Consider the following 20,323-nt stretch of genomic DNA (forward strand, 5'->3'; position numbering starts at 1 on the left):
TAATGACAAGGAATAAGAAATTATTAGTATCATTTTTAGCATTAAATGCGATATTAGCGCCGCATGTGTCAGGTGCAGCGGCTTCTTCAAGCCAAAAATATGACAGGCTGTATAACAGTATAACAAAAAATTTGGATAAAGGAAGTTCAAATGAAAAAGCTTATCAAACAATAGAAAAAATACTTAAGCAGAAAAATAAGGAATTAAAAGATCTGCATTTACAGGGTGACTATATAGTAAAACCTGAATATCTGGAATGGCAGATGTTTTTTACAGGTTTCTATAACGAAGATGCAAGAACGGGGAGTTTGAGTTCAAATCATGCAAGAGAAGGAGATGATTCGGAATCAAACTGGTCCGGGAAGAATAAGCCGATGATTCAGGCAGATTCATATAAGGAAGTAAAAGTAGGTCCGAGTATACCATATAAGTATCTGAACTTACAGGATATAAATCCGAATATATCACTTCCCGTAATAGAAAGTGTTGCTTCAATAAATCTGAATAAAATACCTTTGGTAATAGATATTCCTCAGCTGCCGGCTTTGCCGAACATACAGCTTAATACAGTGACAACCACTAATATAAATGATATTAATATCACTAAAAATGTTCAGGTAAGTCCGATAAACATAAGTATTGCCGCAAAAACATTTAATCCGGTAACTTTGGTAAATCCGCAGCTTGCCAGAAATGGTAACGGATTCAACAGCAGTTCCGGTGCAGCAAACTTACATACTAATCTAGATGCACCGGGAACAACTACTTTGGTTACAAGTACAACCAATCCTACAGGATTAATTCAAATAATCGGTCCTCACGGAGTGAACTGGAACGGAGCAATGCAGTCTGGAGGAACAGGCTCAATGACATATAATATAACCGGGAGTTTAAAAACAGAGAAAGTCGGGTCACGTGTTGTGCTTGTAGAGTCTCATAGAGCTTCTTCCGGAGTAACTACAGGGAATACAAATGATATTTTGTATGTGAATTCATCTGGAACTTTAACATCTGATGTATCATATAGTGGAACAGTTACAGGTGTGTATTCTGACACCACTTTAATTGTGGAAATAGAAGGAGGATACGGGGCATATAACCATTCAATGTTTGAAAATACAGGAATGATGCAATCCATAGGAACTGGAAAAACTATAGGAATGGAATTCAAAAGCGGTTCTGATTTAACAAGTACAATAAAAGTTAAAAATTCTGGAACTATTGATATTAAAGGCGACGAAAGTGTCGGGATAGATTCGTTAATAAGTCAAAACGGCAATCAATTTAATATAGGGGTTGAAAATGCAACAGGCGGAACTATATTAATGAGAGGAAATAACAGTTTTGGTATACTGCTTACTCAGGGTAGACTTGACGGAAGCAATGTAAAATCATCAGGCAATATCGGGACTTTAACTAATACATATATTCAAAACGGAACTATTACTATGAAAGGATACGGGAGTTACGGAGTCGTTATAGAAGGCGGGACAGAATTACCAACAGGGACATCATTAAATTCCGGAACTATAAACATAGAAAACGGCGGAGCTTCATCGGCTGCTGATACTTCGTCGGGAATATATCTCAATAAAAATCTGGCATTGAGTAACGACGGAATAATAAATGTAAGCGGAAACTACAGTAATGGAATAAGAATAAATTCCGGTTCTGTAACCAATAAATATGTATCTGGAAAAGCCGTAAATATTTTGGGAACTGCTGCAGATTCAACAGGAATTGCAGTAATCAACAGCAGTTCTACAGGTATAAATAATGGAAAAATAGCACTAACAGCAACAGGCGGTAAAAACATAGGAATGTACGGAACAGGTGGAGGAACTGGAAACAGAATAGAGAACACAGGAACAAATGCAGAAATAACAATGAATATCACAGCCGGAAGCGAGAATATAGGAGCTTCAATAATAGGAACAGGAAGTACTTTTTCAAACAGCGGTAAAATTAACTTAACAGATACAACTACTGCAGGAAAGAATGTAGGAATATATTCTGATAACGCAACAGTAAATAATACAGGTGAAGTAAATCTTACCACTAAAGGAAATGATATAGGTATATATCTGAAAGGTAATTCAATAGGGACAATAGGCGGAAATATAAACCTTACATCTACAGGAAGTAATTATGATTACGGAGTATACTTTGACAACGGATATACTGGAAATGCAGCAATAAACTCCACGATAAGCCTGAAAGGAAAGTCGGCAGGAGTATTCTCGGCTGTAAAACCAATAGTATTTAACGGAACAGTAAATATGGATACGAGCTCTTCACTGCTCTCAGCTGATTCAATAGGACTGCTGTATCAGATAACAGGAGCATTACCAGCCGGAAATATAGTAACAAATAACGGAACATTAAATGCAGCAGCAGGAACAGGAATATATATCCATAATAACAGTACCGCTTTGGGAAAAACAGTAATAAATAATGCAGTAAAGTCTATTAATATAAGCGGAGGCGGAGTAGGAATAGCTGCAGAGTCAGCAGCATATACATCAGGAGATAAGCTTCATATAATAAACAGCGGACTGATAAATAATGTATCATCTTCCACTGCAAACAGCATAGGAATATATGCAAAAAATCAGGATATAAGAATAACAGGAGCAGGAAAAATATCAGTATCATCTCCCGGAAGTGAAAATCTGGGAATACTGATAAACGGAGGAAAAACGGAATTTGAAAGCAGCCTTGAACTCGGTGCAGGAGGTATAGGAGTATATCTGAACGGTAATGCTTCAAATACAAATGATTCAGTACTTGATATAGGAAATACGGCAAATGCAATAACAGCATTAACTAACGGAATAGGAGTAGTAGCCAAGGGAGAAAAAGCTACTGTAAATATCCTGTCAAACGGAATAACACTGACAGGTCATTCAGCATTAAACGAAGGATCACTGGGAGTATTTCTAGAAAACGGAAATATAAATAACAACGGAACAATAAAAACAGGTGATTACGGAACAGCAGCATATTTAAAATCAACAGCAAATGCAAGAACTGTAAATCTTGGTAATCTGGAAACACAGGATAACGGAGTAGGTCTTTATCTGGAAAATCAGAATATAATAGATACTCTTACTTCAATCACAACAGGTGAAAACAGTATAGCAGTATATGCTAAAAACGGAGATATAGATATTGATGTACTGGATTCAGCTAACTTCACACTAGGAAAGGGAAGCACAGGATACTTTCTTGAGGACGGAACAATAAAATCACTGCTGGGTATAAATACAGACATCACACTTGGAAATGACATAACAGGAGTCGCATTAACAGGGAATTCAGCTATAGACAGCTCAATAAACAGCATAACAATAGGGAACAATACCGGATCAGCAGCAAGCATCAAACCAATAGTTCTTGGAATAAAAGATATTTCTTCTCCGTTAACAGTATCAACAAAGCTGACAGGCGGTAACGGAACTGTGGGACTTTACTATGAAGAAGGCGGAACAGGCAATGCAGTAACATATAACGGAAGCGGAAGTCTGACAGTACCGGATATAAAAGTAGGAACAGCAGGAGGAAACCTGTCATCCGTAGGAGTATATCTTGATGCAGCAACTAATGTAAACGGACTGAATATAAATAATGCATACATTCAGGTAAACGGAAACTCTGGAATAGTTCTGGGAGCAGATACAGGAGATATAAATGTAACAGGAGGCAAGGTAGAGCTTACTGAAGGAGGAGTGCTGTTCCTTGTGAAAAACGGAGGTAATGTAAATATATCCCCAAGTACAGTCATAATAACACCTGACAGCGGAATAGAGCTTTTCAGGGTAATATACTCAAATTACACAAATACAGCAGGAACTAAACTGGAAATACCAAAAGAAAGTGTGGCAATCCACGGTGAAACAGGGATAATAACAAATGACGGAGAACTGGTATCAAAACTCATAAGCGGAGTTCCTGCAGAAAGCTCTATAGGAATCTATATAGAAAATACACTGGAAAGCTCTCCGGGAGTACTTTTGCATTCTAATATGTCTTCACAGGGAATAAATAATAACAAAATAGATTTAGGAAACAAAGGAATAGGGATATTTGGAGAAAATTCATATATAAAAAATGAAACAACAGGAACAATAACCATAGCAGATAATGGAGCAGCCCTGTATGCAAGTATAGGATCTATCCTTGAAAATGCAGGAGCAATAAATATCGGGGAAAATTCTGTGGGTATGTATGCTTTAGACAGAACAGGCTCACCAAGCTATACAGGACTAACAAAGGAAAATTATCTGATAAACTCAGGTCAGATAATATCCTCAGGAAACAATACAGTGGGGATATCATCAACAGGAGCAGAGCCTCTGGTAAAATCAGAGATCACAAATAATGGCGTGATAAGTGTAACAGGAACTAATACAACAGGAATCTACGGAAGTCATACTAATATTCTGAATACAGGAAATATTACAGCAGGAAACGGCTTTGACTCAGGGCTGACAATAGAATATGCAGCAGGAATAATAGGAAATAACAGCAGCATAAATATTCAGTCAGGAGCAATACAGTCAGGAAACTATTCAATAGGAGCAGCGGCAACAGGAGATTCAGTTTTAAATATAACAGGAGGAACAATAAGTGTAGGGGATAACTCTATCTTCAATTACATAAAAAGAGGAACAGGAACAAATGTAACACTGACAGACAGCTCAGGAGGAACATATGATCTGAATAGAAGTAAGCAGATAGGTATTTATTCAGAAGAAGGAGATGTGGCATCTAATAAAACCCTTGAGGTAAGAAGCGGAACAGGCTCAATAGGACTTTATGCCCAGAATAACGGAAATGTAAATATGACATTACAGGGACTGACAATAAATGTGGAGAATGGTCAAAAAGGAGTATTTGCCAAAGGAATTTCAGGTTCTGGAGTAAAAACAACACTGGCAAATTCAGTTAATCTAAATGATAACTCAGCATTGGGAATAATACATCAGGACGGTGATATTGAAAATAACGGCTTCACAAATGTATCAGGAATAGGTTCGGTAGGAATATTATCAAGTAATTCAGATAATCTGAATACAAATACTATGTTAAACAACGGCGGAATAAATGTAAATTCGGATTCGGGAATAGGAATCTACGGAACTACTCTGAATAATGCACAGTTAAATGTAACGAATACGGGAAATCTTAATCTGGCAGCGTCATCATCATCAAATGATGTAATATTGGGAATTTACGGAGAAAACGGAGCAGAGATTAATAATACAGGAAATATAGTTATTGGTGCATCTTCAATAGGGATCTACGGAAAAGGAATAGATATAAATCAAAACGGCGGAGTGCTTTCAGCAGATAAAAATGCCCTCGGAATATATTTAAACGGCGGAACAGGCAATGTAAACAATACAGCAATAAATATAGCAGATGATAACGGAGCAGGTATATATGCCACAAATTCAGCCGGTGTAACATTAGGAAATACCAATAATCTAAATGTAGGAGATACAAGCGGAGCTTTAAGCGGAAGTGCGGCAGGAAGCTTTGGAATAGTAGGGAAAGACGGAAGTATAGTAACGAATAATGCTAATATGAATATAGGATTGGCTTCAATTGGAATTTACACAGAAAATTCAACTATCACTAATAACGGAAACATGACAGCAGCCGGAGGAGGAACAGATACCAAAGACGGAAGAGTTCTGATATACGGAGGAAGAGCAGATATTGGTAATATAGGAAGTGCTATTACAAATACAGGAATCTTAAATGCAGGAGATATGGGTGTAGGAATATATTCCAATACAGGAAGTATAGTCAACAGCGGAGATATAACAGTAGGAAATACATATCAGAATCCGTCAAATCCTTCAGACAGACAGTATGCTGTCGGAATATACGGAGTAGGAACTACATCAATAAATAATACTCATAAGATAACTTTCGGAGATAACGGACTGGGACTTTATGCATACACACCAAACGGGACAATATCAAACAGCGGCTTGATAACATCAAGTGCAGATAATGGAGTAGGAGTGTACATAGAAAAGGGAGATACAATTACCGGAGTAACACAGGAATTTATTAATACAGGACAGATCATACTGACAGGAAATAATTCAATAGGAATTGCCGGAGTAGATAATGTAAAGATAATAAATAACAATCTGGTAGAAACAACAGGAGCAAACAGTATAGGAATCTATGCAGATACTTATTCAATAGTGGAAAATAACGGAACAGTAAGATCAACAGGAACAAACGGAATAGGAATCCTGCTGAAAAATAATTCTGTACTGATAAATAACGGAATAATAGACATAAATATATCAGCAAACGGAAGAGCAATAGTAACAGACGGAACAGGAAGCACAAGCGACCTGACAGCAGTGCATACAGGAACAGTGGATGCTTCGGCTTCTTCACCGGTAGATCATGTGGGCTCAGGACCTTCGTATTCAAAACCATCTATCATAAATGCAGGGATAATAAAGGTAAATGAACGTTTTGAAGTACCGGAAGATGCAATAATACAAATAAAAGTAGATCCTTCAAGTGTAAAAGAGGCTTCACTGGCAACGAGCGATTATCATCCGGAAGATGTAAACGGGAAATATCTGATATCAAATGCGGTACAATTCATAGCAGATGAATTCGTACTAAGAAATATACAGGTCACATCAGATTTTTCACAGGGAACAAATCATAAGACTTACAAGCTGGAAGATGTATTCGTGCCGTTAACAGCAGGCGGAGGAATAAATTACGGGAAAGCAGCCATAAAGAGTAAAGGAATATTATGGGAAGCAATACCTATAACAAACAGCAACGGAAATCTTGATATATGGATGACGAAAAGAGACCTGACAGAATTCGGAGAAGGTCTGTCATGGGAAGAAATGGCATCAATACTTGATAAAAACTATGAAGATGCAACAGGAGACAGACTGAGTTTATACGATAAGATAGATAAAATAGAAACAGAATCAGACTTGAGAAGAATAATGACATCACTGTCAGGAGCCTATTATGCCAACAGAGCACAAAGAGGTTATGACATAAAAAGAGGATTTGACAATGCACTCGACCTGATGGAAAATTCAGAGAATAATACAAAAGAGAATGTAAAGGTGTCAGTACTTGCCGGAGCAGGGAAAACTTATGAAAACAAAGAAGGTGTAATGGACTATAAATATGAGACAGCGGGAGTATATGCCTTAAGAGAAGTCGAGAGAACTTATGCACATAAATTTGGTTATTCATTAGGATATGCAAGAAACAGCTTTGAGCTGCAGGATGGAAATAATAGTGAGGAATGGGTAGATACGTTACAATTAGGGGTTCATAATATATATAGAAAGAACAGCTGGAAGCTGAGAAGTGATCTGACAGGAAGGTTAAATTTACATAATGTAGACAGAAATATAGACTGGACAGATTCAATAGAAAAGCTGGATGATAAGTATATGTCATACGGAGTTTCACTGGATAATACATTACTTAAGGAGTTTGAATTAAATAAGGTGTTAAAGATAAGTCCTTTATTAAGTCTAGATTTTGGATATCAGTATCTGGATAAAGTGAAAGAGGAATCATCGGTATCAGCCTTAGAGATAGATTCCAACAATGCATACAGCATAAAGCCGGGAGCCGGAATAAGAGTGGACAGTAATATACCATTGGGAAGCAGATCGGCCTGGGAGCTGAAATCGGCATTGGAAGTAAAATATGAATATGAGCTTGGAGAAGCGCAGCCGGAAGAAACAGCAAGATTACAGTCATTTGGAGAGACATACAAGCTGGCAAAGCCGGCAGAAGATAAAGGGGAATTAAAGCTGAAGGGAATGCTCGGAGTAGAGGTAACAGACAGATACGGGATATTTATTACGGGGGAATACGGCAAGGCCTTTAATGAAGTTACAAAGGACGGGGAAAGCTACAAGGTAGGCGTAACATTAAAAGCTGTTTTTTAATTAACTAATATAGAGTGAGCAGGGAGTTTCCGGACAAAAGCGTGGTATGTTCAAGTCCGGAAGCACTCTTTTCTTATCTCTGAAAGGATAAGAATGGATAGAAAAGAAGTAATCAAAATAACATTAGAGTTAATGAAGGAAAAGAAACTGGAGAAAACAACAATAGGCGAAATAGTAAAAAGGCTGGATTTAAGCCCCGGAAGTCTGTATTATCATTTTAAGAATAAAAGTGAAATATATAAAGAGATGGCGGATTATTCACTGGAAGAGATAACAAGAAATCTAAATGAAGTCAGAACGGCTGAAAGTAATAAAAATAAATTGTTTATACTGACAAGAGCATTAATAAAATTTTTAGAGGAGAGGGAAGAAATCTTATTTTTTTTGATAAGTATGAAAGGCTCCTGCTATCTGGAAGAAGAAATAAAGAGTCAGGATTTCTTGATAAATTTTAAAAATATTTTATTAACTGAACAGCAGGATGTAAATCATAAAAAACGGATGTTATTAAAGCTGAATATGTTTTTAGGTTCAATATATGAAGTATTGTATGATAGTAAACTGGTAAACGGAAGAAATCTTGCAGAATATGAAATAAGAGATATCCATGCTTCTTTCTGGGGGAATGAGATATTGGATACTAAATATAATAATTGAATATATAAGTATTCGGAATTATAGGGGTGGCTGTGGAGAAATTATTTTATAAATTAAGATACAGGAAAAAATTAAGTTATGTAGATTATAGTTTAATGTTTTTTAGACTAATTTTTCAATTTAGGGATTCAAAATATTATTACTTTTAAGATATGTCAGTGAATAAAAAGTATGAAATATTAAGAACTGACGATGAAGAAAGACCAGAGACAATAATGAGCCTGTAGCGGGAAATAAAAAAATAACAAATAAAAGATATATTAAGATTATATATTAGAGTAATCCTAATAATAGTTATTAAACTATTTCATTTGTTTGTTGCTTTATTTTTGGGGAAAAAAGAATTTTTGAATCTGATAATTTGCACAGTATTAAAACTTGGAAATCAAAGAAAATGATATAAACCGATACGGGATCAATACTCTATTTAATACTCGGAATATTTTATAACGAATTTTGACATAAAAAATGCACCGCTGTTTGTTAGTTTTATCTAACTTTTAGGGTGCATTTTATTTTATAATTTTTATATGTTAATTTATTTAGTATATTTTATTCTGAACGGCCCTGCGATACTGTTAAATAACATGTCTCCGTTAGGGAAGAACTGTATTATAGCGTATGCTCCGTTTCCGTAGTTATTATATCCAAATACTGTTCTGTGAACTGTTTTTCCAGTATTCCAATCCATTCCTGTTACTTCCCATCCGGCTTTAGCTGAATATCCGTTGACAAATACTATATTTGATTTTGTACTTACAGCAGGAACCATACTTGTAGAAGAAACATCATTTCTAGTCCATACAGATTTCCAAGAATCAGTTTTTGTATCCCATTCGAATCTTTCGGCACCTACAGGAGGAGTAGTAACCGGTCCTAAAGCTATTACACCGGCCAGTTTATCTTTTGGACCAGGCTGACCAATATTATTAACTACAAATGCACCATAATCTTTTACAACTACTGATTGTTCTGTCTGAACAAATTCTGTACTTTCAGGAAGCCCGGCAGTTACTTTGATCTGGTCGGCAATTCTGTTTGATTTTGTACCTGGTTTTTGTTTGAAATTAGCAGGAATATTATCTCTCCAGAATGCAACAAGATTCATTCTGTTAGCACCGTCAGTAATAACAACGAGTTTGTCTTCATCATTTCCGAATCCCATCAGAGTAGGTGTAGACCCTGTTCCTTTTCCTACTTTAACTGTAGGAGGTTCTATTCCTGTATCATATAATGAAGCCCATGCTCCGTCTTTTTCGTCTGTAGACAGTTTAGTTCCAGTCCACACTACTTTTCTCATATATTTATCAGAAGCTACATAAATTCCATTTTTTTCATCAACGGCAACAGAGTTTGAAATATATTCGTCATCACCGAAACGTACTGTCTGAAGTTCACCTTTCAGGCTTCTGTCAGTAACTGAAATCGAACGGTTTCCTACTATGATAAGTTTTCCGTCATAAGTCAGACTTACACCGGCTAGAGTTTCACCTTGTTTTAGAACATTTTTTAAGTTGAGTGTTCCGATTATTTCAATTCCTTTAGAAGGATTAGAAGAATCTTTCAATGCAAAAGCATAGATTACCGGATCTGAACCGTCGACATAATCAGCATATACAACATTATTGTTGTCTACTACACTGTATATTCCGTTAAAGATTCTTGTAGTACCCAGACCGTAAATATTTGCCACGGCATCCTCGACTTCTTTAGCGGTTTTATATTTTTTCCCAAGTACTTGTTTATGTACTTCCGGAGTTATAACCTTTATTCCGGGAGCATCTAAACGCGCTGCTTCTTTAAAGTTTCCGTTTGAGATATCAATATATGAAACTCCCTGACTGGAAACACCCCACATATAATTTTGGCTTGTAGAAGCAAGTGTTATAATATTTACCGGTCCTCCGTTTACATTTTTTAATTTATTCAGATCAATATTATATGTTCCGCTTTTAACTGCATATGGAACAGAGTCAGTCTGAGCAGGATCAAAATGTGTCAATCCGTAAACAGGTGCAGATAGGTAAGGATTTGGTTTAGGTAAACTTTCAGCATATAAACTTGATGTTAAAGCAAAGCTCATTGTACCAAGTAAACATAATTTCTTAAAAAATTTTTTGGTTGTCATAATTTTTCCTCCTGAATAATTTTATTTTGATATAAATGTTTAAAAAAGATCAAGACTTGCTGATAATTTCAGAATTAAAAGAAAGGCTTCCTTTAATTCATTTTGTTTCAAATTCAAAAGTTACTGTTTATAATTTGCAGGCTGGCAAAGTCTCTTTGGAAATTACTGACTCTTGTTTAGCCGGAAATATTACAGGTTCCTTTGTCTTCTTTGGTATTCTCTTTGTTTCTTAAGTGTTTAAAACATTTAATACTGCGGTATTTGTAATCCTAATTTTTTGAAATATTGATGATGTTTCTGGTAATTGCTTGTTTGAAAACTGAGAGTATACAGTTTATTCATTATCCTCTTCAGATTTTCCTGAACATTCTTGATCTGTTAATAAGACTGAAATGAACTTTTACATCACTGATTTAGCAGTGATATGTTTCTGAGTTAATAAATGAAGTGTTTTTATATCTAAAAAATCACTTCCAATAATAACTGCTTCATTTCAAGAGGTTATTAATATATAATTATTAGCTAACTAAGTCAATTATATAATTAACGCCTTAATTTGTCAATAAAAAAATAAAAATAAAGTTTTCACATACAATTTCTATGTTTATAGTAGTTCACAAATGAAAAAAACAGATATCTTGATTTGTACATTTGGAAAATTTCAGGTTATTTTAGTATAAAATGTCGGATAACTATAAATTTATTTAATAAAATAAATTTTAAGAAATTAATATAAATATCGAGGGATCAAGTATTTTTTACACATGAAAAAAGGCAGCTGAAATTTTCAAAACTGCCTGATTCTAGAAAAAATGTAAGTCAGAATCGGAAAGAATCAGTATATTAAAGGGAAATGTACTATAATGTAAAGATTTTAACTGTAGAGTGAGCTAATTCAGTTTACTCTTATATAAATATTTTACTTTAATTTTTTCTGGATTTTTGAATGTCTTTTTTCGAATTTCTCTTTTGCAAAGCTGTATGCTTCATTAATAAATGGAATTAAAGTATTGTCAGTATTCTTGGCAGGGTTTAGGATACTTATCCATCCCATCCATGCATAAACCGGATGCGGAAGAATTTCATCAGTTTTCTTAAAATCATAATTCATATCGACGACTGCTCCGGCAGCCGGGCGGGCAGGAATTTCACCAAAAAGTTTTATGAAAGCTTCTTTCCTCAATCCGAGATTCACTCTGAATATGTCCTTTCTGTCCAGTCCGGAGGCTTTATCATTTTCTCCGTCCTTTTCCTTTATCGTGAGTACATAAACTCCTTTTTTCAGAATATTTCCCGGGTTATAAAATACTGCTTTTTCACCCCAGGTCTCTATTAAAACTGTTCCTTTAAGATTTTTTATGCAATAATCCAGTATATCATCAGCTTTTCTCATAAATTTCACTCCTATTTTGTTTATATAAAGTATTGTATCTTATAAAATATGACAGCTTTGTGTCATATTTATTTTTGGGAGCAGATCAGGGGAAATTAATTAGTAAAATTTAAAAAAATAATATCGTAATTTTTATATTTAAAACTAATAAAATATGTATTTTTATATTATTTATAAGTAAAGAATTTTAAATATATTTTAGTTAAATAAATGTTTTATTTTTTCATAGCATATGATATTATAATTATATTATAAAATGATTTACTATGGAGGAATATGATGGAAAATAAGAGTTTGGATGATATTTTCAGCGAATTGGCAGAGAAATATTCTGAAAGTACAAATATAAAAAAAGAAGCCGCAGATATTAAAAATAACTTTATGAATGTTAATAAAGCAAATATAAGCAGTCACAGTGTCGGAAATTTACAGAGTCCGGTGAATATTACCGGGGAGAAATTACCTGAATTATTTACCGGAAAAAATATTATTTTAAAGATTAATAAAGAAAGTCTGGATATTAAAGATATCGATTTTGAAATTGATAAGAAGCTTTTTAATCATGACTATTTAAAAATGTAATTTACTATTGCATCAGAGGAGATAGATAAATATTATGGTTATGTTTTTACACTGAATAATGTTTTAGAAATAGAACTGATTAATAAAGACGGCAAATTTAAAAAAATATTTCATACATTCAATATTGAAAATATAAATATTGAGGAAAGTATGGGGGAAAGAGCAGCAGTAATTATAGAAACACCATCAGCAACATTTCAAATGAATAAGATCTTGAAATTCAGATCCTTTCAGAGTATGGAAATAACTTACAGACAGATAGCAGAAACTATTATGGCTGAGTATCCTGATATTACAGCATATATTGGCAATGAATTTGACAGAAATATTGAGAAAATATATATGCAGTATAATGAAAATGACTGGGATTTTCTAGTAAGAATATGTAAAGATATGGGAATTCCGATGGCTTCACATCTTAATGAAATTGTTATGGGGAATGAAATAAATCTTGAAGTATATAACGCCCAATTAAATAATGCTGTATATGGACGGGGACGTGAAAGAGAAAATATTATTTTCAGAGTCAGGGAATCCACTGATCCGTATAATACAGGCGAAAGAGTAAAAATAACTCTTGCAAATCAGGGGAGCCGTGGAGAAGAGGGATCAGATACAAGAATAGTGTCAAAGGCATTACTAAAAATAAAAGATAATTATGTGGTAAATGATTATGAGTTAATAGAAATGTCACATGAATTTGAAACTGTGAATAATTCGGGAGGATATATAATAGAAGGAAAAGTGATGGAAACAGGTGGTGTAGACGGAGTAGCAACTATGAAAATTGATTTTTCCCACGGACTTGAAAAATCGGCAGGAAGTAAATTTCAGGCTTATGAAGATGAATATGCGGGAGCTTATAACTTTCCATATTGTACAGAATACAGCAGCAGTAATAGCGGCATGTTTTGTACGCCTGAAAAGGGAGATGTCGTAACAGTTTATATCCCAAATAATAATGAGAATTTTTCTTATATAACAGGTGCTGTAAACAATCCTGGAAGTGAGCGGTTCAGTAATCCGAATGTGCGAAATTATACTTTGGCAGGTGATGAGAGTGCAGGCGGGGTTCCTATGTTTGATTTTCAATTGAACAGCAGGGTATTTGGGATAAGTGTAACAGATAATGTAAATATGAATGCTAAAAACAGTATGGATTTAGGTGTAGGCAGTGGAAATTTTAATGTAAATGCCAAAGGAAAGAATGAAATAATAGAGGGTGAAACAGTTGTAATTTCTCAAAATATTAATCAGACTGTATCAGGAGAAACTGTTATTAATTCAGTGGGGAATACAACTATAAACTCCGGTGGCTTCTCTGTTGTTAAAGCTGGAACTAATGTTATTATAAATGGTTAATAGCAGCTGAATTCAAATTAGGAGAAAAAAATGAAAAAGTTATGTATATCCGTTGTAAGTTTGCTGGTAATATTTAGCTGCGGGAAGCAAAACTTACCTGATAAAGTGGAGGAACATATAAAAAAGAATCTGGGGGACAACCCTAACAAGCAGCAAATAGAAGAGCTGTTAATATCAGGACAGGTAATATACGGCTCAAGACCGGAAGAAGCTAAGAAATACTTTGAAGCTGCAGCTAAATATGATCCAAGAGGAGCTTATGCATTAAGTGATTATTACCTTGAGAAAGAAGATTATGAAAATTTTGAGAAATGGGTGAAACAGGCAGCAGAAGGCGGCGATAGCCGAGCCCAGTTTAATTTAGGATATTATTATGATGAGAGAAATAGGCTGGAAGAAGCTAAGAGATGGTATATCAAGGCGGGGGAACAGGGGGACTCAGAAGCCCAATTTAATTTAGGAATTATATATTTTAATGAAAATAATTGGAATGAGGCGGAAAAATGGTATTTGAAAGCTATACAAAATAATCATTCAAAAGCATATAATGCACTCGGGAGAATATATTCAGAAGAAAAAAGATTTAAAGAAGCGGAATATATGTATCTACAGGCATTAGAAAGTGGAAATAACTCTTGGCAAATATATAGTAATTTAGGATATCTATATTATGAACTCGGAGATTATAGTAAAAGTTTAAAGTTTTTAGAAATAGCCTTAAGTAAAGATAAGGAAAATAAAGTAATTAATTGTAATATTATGAAAACAAAGGAAAAATTAAAAAAATATGATGGTATAACAATAAATAGAAAAAATTGTAAAAAATAATATATAAAAGGTGGTGGATAATAAAATTTGAAGTTTTAAGGTCTACATATTTTGATAGTGATACAAGGTGGAACTAATTTTGGTTATTTTAAGTTAATGAAGGATATTTTTAAATAGTAAATATTAGATAAAAAATTTAAATGAGTGTGAGAAATGAAAAAAATATTTATACTTACAATGAGTTTGTTTTTAATATTAGGGTGTGGTAGAGGCAACTCATCTGATAGAGTGGAGGAACATATAAAAAAGAATCTGGGGAATAATCCCACTAAGCAGCAAATAGAAGAGCTGTTGATATCAGGACAGGTAATATACGGCTCAAGACCGGAAGAAGCTAAGAAATATTTTGAAGCAGCAGCTAAATACGATCCGAGAGGAGCTTATGCATTAAGTGATTATTACCTTGAGAAAGAAGATTATGAAAATTTTGAGAGATGGGCGAAACAGGCAGCGGAAGGCGGAGATAGCCGAGCCCAGTTTAATTTAGGATATTATTATGATGAGAGAAATAGGCTGGAAGAAGCTAAGAAATGGTATATCAAGGCTGGGGAACAGGGGAATGTAGGAGCTATGTTAAATTTAGGATTAATATACGACATTGAGAACAATATAAATGAAAAGAAAAAATGGTATTTGAAAGCAGCGGAATCTGGAAATATACAGGCACAATATAATTTAGGTGTTATGTTTATGGAAAAGAATCAAAATATCGAGGCTGAAAAATATTTTTTAAATGCTTCTCTTGAAGGAGACAGTGATGCTCAAAATAATTTAGGGATTGTGTATAAAAGAATTGGAAATTTTAAAGAGGCTGAAAAATGGCTTTTAAAATCATCTAAACAAGGGAATATAAAAGCACAATATAATTTAGGAGAGTTGTATGAAGAAAAATTAAATAATAAAGAGAAAGCAATTTATTGGTATGAGAAATCTTTCAGTCTTGGTGATAATGATTCAGAGAAAAAACTAATAGAATTGAGAGGAAAATAAACGTTTTTGGACAATATAGATAAAAAATATAAGATATTTTATATTCCTAAAAAAACTTATGGAGAAAAAATCCAAAGAACTCAATATCAAAAAATACCCAAGGGCTCAGAAAAGATTTATATATGCGATGGAGGAATATTGACATGTCCAAATATAGGAAAGATACTTTTAAATAGTAAATATTTGATAAAGGAGAAAAATGAAAAAAATATTTATACTTATAATGAGTTTGTTTTTAATATTAGGGTGTGACAGTGGCAACTCATCTGATAGAGTGGAAGAGCATATAAAAAAGAATCTGGGGAATAATCCCACGAAGCAGCAAATAGAAGAGTTGTTGATATCAGGACAGGTAATATACGGCTCAAGGCCGGAAGAAGCTAAGAAATATTTTGAAGCAGCAGCTAAATACGATCCGAGAGGAGCTTATGCATTAAGTGATTATTACCTTGAAAAGGAAGAATATGAAAATTTTGAGAAATGGGCGAAACAGGCAGCGGAAGGTGGAGATAGCCGAGCCCAGTTTAATTTAGGGTATTATTATGATGAGAACAGCAGATTGGAAGAAGCTAAGAGATGGTATATCAAGGCGGGGGAACAGGGAGATGTAGGAGCTATGTTAAATTTAGCATTGTTGTATGAAAATGAAAAAGATGAAAAAAAGGCAGAGAAATGGTATTTGAAAGCTGCAGAAGCCGGAAATGCACAAGCCCAGTATAATTTAGGAATAATATATATGGAAAACGCTGATTTCAATAAAGCAGAAGAATGGTATTTAAAGGCAGCTAACCAGAGTCATCTTTCATCTTATCGAGCACTCGGATATATTTATTCAGAAGAAGAAAAATATAAAGAGGCAGAAAAATGGTATTTAAAAGCTTTAGAAATGGGAGATCAATCAAAAGAAATTTATAATAATATCGGAAATTTATATTTTAATATAAATGAATTTGAGAAAAGTTTATATTTTTTTGAAAAAGCTTTGGAAAAAGATTCTAACAATGTAACAATTAATTGTAATATTTTAAAAGTGAAGAAAAAACTGAAAGATGGGAGTAATACGGAAAAAAATGAAGAAAAATGCAATATAAAATAACATATGAAGAGTAATTTGTATGGAATTTAAAGGTATAAAAACAGTATATTTTTATGGTGATAGTAATAGTATGGGAAGAACTGGAATACTTTTAATAGTAAATATTAGATAAAATGTTTATAAGAAGGGAAAAAATGAAAAAAATATTTATACTTGTAATGAGTTTGTTTTTAATATTAGGGTGTGACAGTGGCAACTCATCTGATAGAGTGGAGGAACACATAAAAAAGAATCTGGGAGACAACCCCACTAAGCAGCAAATAGAAGAGCTGTTGATATCAGGACAGGTAATATACGGCTCAAGACCGGAAGAAGCTAAGAAATATTTTGAAGCAGCAGCTAAATATGACCCAAGAGGAGCTTATGCATTAAGTGATTATTACCTTGAGAAGGAAGATTATGAAAATTTTGAGAAATGGGCGAAACAAGCAGCGGAAGGCGGCGATAAGCGAGCCCAGTTTAATTTAGGATATTATTATGATGAGAATAATAGACTGGAAGAAGCTAAGAAATGGTATATCAAGGCAGGGGAACAGGGGAATGTAGGGGCTATGTTAAACTTAGCATTGTTATATGAAAATCAAAAAAATGAAAAAGAGGAAGAATCTTGGTACTTGAAGGCAGCGGAGGCTGGAAACGCACAGGCTCAGTATAATTTAGGGGTAATAAATCGGAATAAAAAAGAATTAAAAAAATCAGAAGAATGGTATTTGAAAGCGGCGAATCAAAATCATCTTTCTGCATATAGAGCTTTGGGAAGTTTATATTCAGAGTTCAAAAAATATAAAGAATCAGAAAAATGGTATTTAAAAGCTTTAGAGAATGGTGATCAGACAAAAGAAGTTTATAATAATATAGGTAATTTATACTTTGAAATAGGGGAATTTAGAAAAAGTTTATATTTTTTTCAAAAAGCTTTTGAAAAAGATCCTGATAATAAAATGATAAATTGTAATATTCTAAGAGTGAAAGAAAAATTAGAAGATAGTGATAATATTAAAATTTATAAAGAAAAATGTGGAGTAAAATAATAATATATTAGGAGAAAATGATTTATATGGAATTCAAAGCCATAAAAGCAGTATATTTTTTTGGCGATAATGATAGCATGGGAAGAACTGGAATACTTTTAATAGTAAATATTAGATAAAATGTTTATAAGAAGGAGAAAAATGAAAAAAATATTTATACTTGTAATGAGTTTGTTTTTAATATTAGGGTGTGGTAGTGGCAACACGTCTGATAAAGTGGAAGAGCATATAAAAAAGAATCTGGGAGACAACCCTACCAAGCAGCAAATAGAAGATCTTTTAATATCAGGACAGATAATATACGGCTCAAGGCCGGAAGAAGCTAAGAAATACTTTGAAGCAGCAGCTAAATATGACCCAAGAGGAGCTTATGCATTAAGTGATTACTACCTTGAGAAAGAAGATTATGAAAATTTTGAGAAATGGGCGAAACAGGCAGCGGAAGGCGGTGATAGCCGGGCCCAGTTTAATTTAGGATATTATTATGATGAGAACAGCAGACTGGAAGAAGCTAAGAAATGGTATATCAAGGCAGGGGAACAGGGGAATGTAGGAGCTATGTTAAACTTAGCTTTAATACATGGAAATGAAAATAATAAAAAAGAAGAAGAAGCTTGGTATTTGAAAGCTGCCGAAGCTGGAAGCGCACAGGCTCAGTTTAATTTAGGTGTAATAGATAAGAATAAAAAAGAATATAGAAAAGCAGAGGAATGGTATTTGAAAGCTGCAAATCAAAATTATGTCCCAGCTTACAAAGCGATTGGAGCATTATACTCAAAGAAAAAAGATTATAAAGAAGCAGAGAAATGGTATTTAAAAGCTTTGGAAATGGGGGATCAATCAAAAGAAATTTATAATAATATAGGAATTTTATATTCTAAAATGAATGAATTTGAAAAGAGTTTATATTTTTTAGAGAAAGCTTTAAAGAAAGAACCTGATAATAAAATGATAAATTGTAATATTTTAGAAGTGAAAAAAAAATTACAAAATAGTAATGATGTAGATATATATATAGAAAAGTGTAATATGGACTAATAATACTTGAGGAGTGGTTAACTTATATGGAATTCAAAGTTATAAAAACAATATATTTTTCAAATAGTGAAAATAATACAGGAAGAGATGAAGAATTTGAAATTCAGCAAGAAAAAACTACAACCCAATACCAAAAAATACCCAAGGGCTCAGAAAAGACTTATATATGTGATGGAGCAATACTGACATGTCCAAATATAGAAAAAGACACTATATTAACTGCAAGCGGAGAATATGATGCATCGCAGAAAATAAGCTTTCTTGTTACTGAACCCAAGGCACTCCTGATGGGGATAGATCCGTTGGGATCGGATAAGGATATAAAACCGGAGAATTTTTCAGTATCTAAAACAACCAAATGTGAGAAAAGTCCGAGTGGATTTTGTGAAATAAAGGAAAAAGCTGTGAGATGGGAAAATACATCGGAATTAGTAATAAATAAGTTTAAAGCATTAAGGCTAAACTCATATTTGGTATGTAAGGTTGATCCGTCGGTAAAGGTGAAATTTGAAAGCAACGGTCAGGATTTGATGCTTGTTACTGCAGATCTGCAAAGGGATTTTAAGGATATTTGGAGTCCGGAGACAGCTGCTGTCTTGGATTTAAGTATAGGTGTTTTAGAGACAGGAATAGGAGTAGCAGGCTTAGCAGGAGCTGGAATTTCTGTTACTAATCCTATGACAATCCCAATTGCACTTCAGCTGGCGCCGGAATCAGGGCTTCTTATACTGGATGGAGGAAGAAGAACTATAAATGCAACTTTAAAATTAAATGATCAGCATAAATTAGATAATATGAGTATAGAGGAAATGAAAGATTATAAAGAGCCTGATATTTTAGCTATGACAGTAGGGTCTATTTTAGGTGATGAAGAAGCAGGTGATAATTTTGCTTTGGGATATGATACGGCAGGTCTCGTAGGTTCAGGAATAAGTGCATTTAGGAATGCAAAACAAGTAAAAAAAGCAGGAGAAACAGCTGAATGGGCTAAAAAAAATAATATACTGCAAACAGAGAAAATGGCAAATCATGCTGAAGGGAGTAAAAAGTGGAATAAGGCTTTGAATAGAAATAATTCTAATAACAGACTTCTGGAGGACTATTATAATATGAAACTTAATAATCAAAAATCAAATATAAAAGATGTGGCAATGAATGTAAAAGATAGTTTAACGCCAAAAGCCGCATATAACTTAAAAATTTCATATGCGAATGAACCGTTTTTCATGTATATGGGGGATTGAT

Annotated in this window: 14 protein-coding genes; 12 read left to right on the plus strand and 2 right to left on the minus strand. The window is 33.8% G+C overall.

All coding sequences use genetic code 11. The features are described from left to right. The first annotated feature begins 2 nt into the window (after window positions 1-2). Both STERM_RS01660 and STERM_RS01665 read left to right on the plus strand, forming a co-directional pair. Window positions 3-7,973 carry an autotransporter domain-containing protein gene (locus tag STERM_RS01660; RefSeq protein WP_012859814.1) on the plus strand — a complete coding sequence of 2,657 codons (7,971 nt, stop codon included), beginning with the start codon at window positions 3-5 and terminating at the stop codon, window positions 7,971-7,973. Between the two features lie 93 nt (window positions 7,974-8,066). Beyond that, a complete protein-coding gene (locus tag STERM_RS01665) occupies window positions 8,067-8,630 on the plus strand; it encodes a TetR/AcrR family transcriptional regulator (RefSeq protein ID WP_012859815.1) in 564 nt (187 codons plus the stop codon). A gap of 538 nt (window positions 8,631-9,168) precedes the next feature. Here STERM_RS01665 and STERM_RS01670 read toward each other — a convergent pair. After that, window positions 9,169-10,758, minus strand: a complete 1,590-nt coding sequence (locus STERM_RS01670) for a hypothetical protein (protein ID WP_012859816.1) — start codon at window positions 10,756-10,758, stop codon at window positions 9,169-9,171. 35 nt (window positions 10,759-10,793) lie between these two features. On the opposite strand from STERM_RS01670, the gene STERM_RS21990 reads away from it, so the two are divergent. Then, window positions 10,794-10,991, plus strand: coding sequence for a hypothetical protein (locus STERM_RS21990; protein ID WP_147289461.1), 198 nt, complete (start codon window positions 10,794-10,796; stop codon window positions 10,989-10,991). Between the two features lie 686 nt (window positions 10,992-11,677). Here the strand turns inward: STERM_RS21990 and STERM_RS01675 are convergent. After that, entirely contained in the window at window positions 11,678-12,151 is a 474-nt protein-coding gene (locus STERM_RS01675) for a DUF6194 family protein (protein ID WP_012859817.1), read from the minus strand. A 279-nt stretch (window positions 12,152-12,430) separates the two neighbouring features. Between STERM_RS01675 and STERM_RS01680 the strand changes: the two genes are divergently transcribed. The 9 genes from STERM_RS01680 (at window position 12,431) to STERM_RS01720 (ending at window position 20,322) form a co-directional block, all read left to right on the plus strand. Beyond that, on the plus strand, window positions 12,431-12,733 hold the full coding sequence (locus STERM_RS01680) for a hypothetical protein (protein WP_012859818.1): 303 nt from the start codon (window positions 12,431-12,433) through the stop codon (window positions 12,731-12,733). 150 nt (window positions 12,734-12,883) lie between these two features. Further along, window positions 12,884-14,095: a hypothetical protein gene (locus tag STERM_RS01685; RefSeq protein ID WP_012859819.1), complete on the plus strand. Its 1,212-nt coding sequence runs from the start codon at window positions 12,884-12,886 to the stop codon at window positions 14,093-14,095. A gap of 30 nt (window positions 14,096-14,125) precedes the next feature. Next, window positions 14,126-14,923, plus strand: coding sequence for a tetratricopeptide repeat protein (locus STERM_RS20975; RefSeq protein WP_012859820.1), 798 nt, complete (start codon window positions 14,126-14,128; stop codon window positions 14,921-14,923). A gap of 153 nt (window positions 14,924-15,076) precedes the next feature. After that, a complete protein-coding gene (locus tag STERM_RS20980; RefSeq protein WP_012859821.1) occupies window positions 15,077-15,913 on the plus strand; it encodes a tetratricopeptide repeat protein in 837 nt (278 codons plus the stop codon). Between the two features lie 6 nt (window positions 15,914-15,919). Continuing rightward, on the plus strand, window positions 15,920-16,165 hold the full coding sequence (locus STERM_RS01700) for a hypothetical protein (protein ID WP_012859822.1): 246 nt from the start codon (window positions 15,920-15,922) through the stop codon (window positions 16,163-16,165). Continuing rightward, a complete protein-coding gene (locus STERM_RS01705) occupies window positions 16,113-17,009 on the plus strand; it encodes a tetratricopeptide repeat protein (RefSeq protein ID WP_012859823.1) in 897 nt (298 codons plus the stop codon). Before STERM_RS01700 ends, STERM_RS01705 begins: the two co-directional genes overlap by 53 nt. 134 nt (window positions 17,010-17,143) lie before the next feature. Then, window positions 17,144-18,040 carry an SEL1-like repeat protein gene (locus STERM_RS20985; RefSeq protein WP_012859825.1) on the plus strand — a complete coding sequence of 299 codons (897 nt, stop codon included), beginning with the start codon at window positions 17,144-17,146 and terminating at the stop codon, window positions 18,038-18,040. 141 nt (window positions 18,041-18,181) lie between these two features. After that, entirely contained in the window at window positions 18,182-19,078 is an 897-nt protein-coding gene (locus STERM_RS20990) for a tetratricopeptide repeat protein (RefSeq protein ID WP_012859827.1), read from the plus strand. A 26-nt stretch (window positions 19,079-19,104) separates the two neighbouring features. After that, a complete protein-coding gene (locus tag STERM_RS01720) occupies window positions 19,105-20,322 on the plus strand; it encodes a PAAR-like protein (protein WP_012859828.1) in 1,218 nt (405 codons plus the stop codon). Window position 20,323: the final 1 nt, after the last annotated feature.

Source organism: Sebaldella termitidis ATCC 33386 (assembly GCF_000024405.1).
Classification (GTDB): domain Bacteria; phylum Fusobacteriota; class Fusobacteriia; order Fusobacteriales; family Leptotrichiaceae; genus Sebaldella; species Sebaldella termitidis.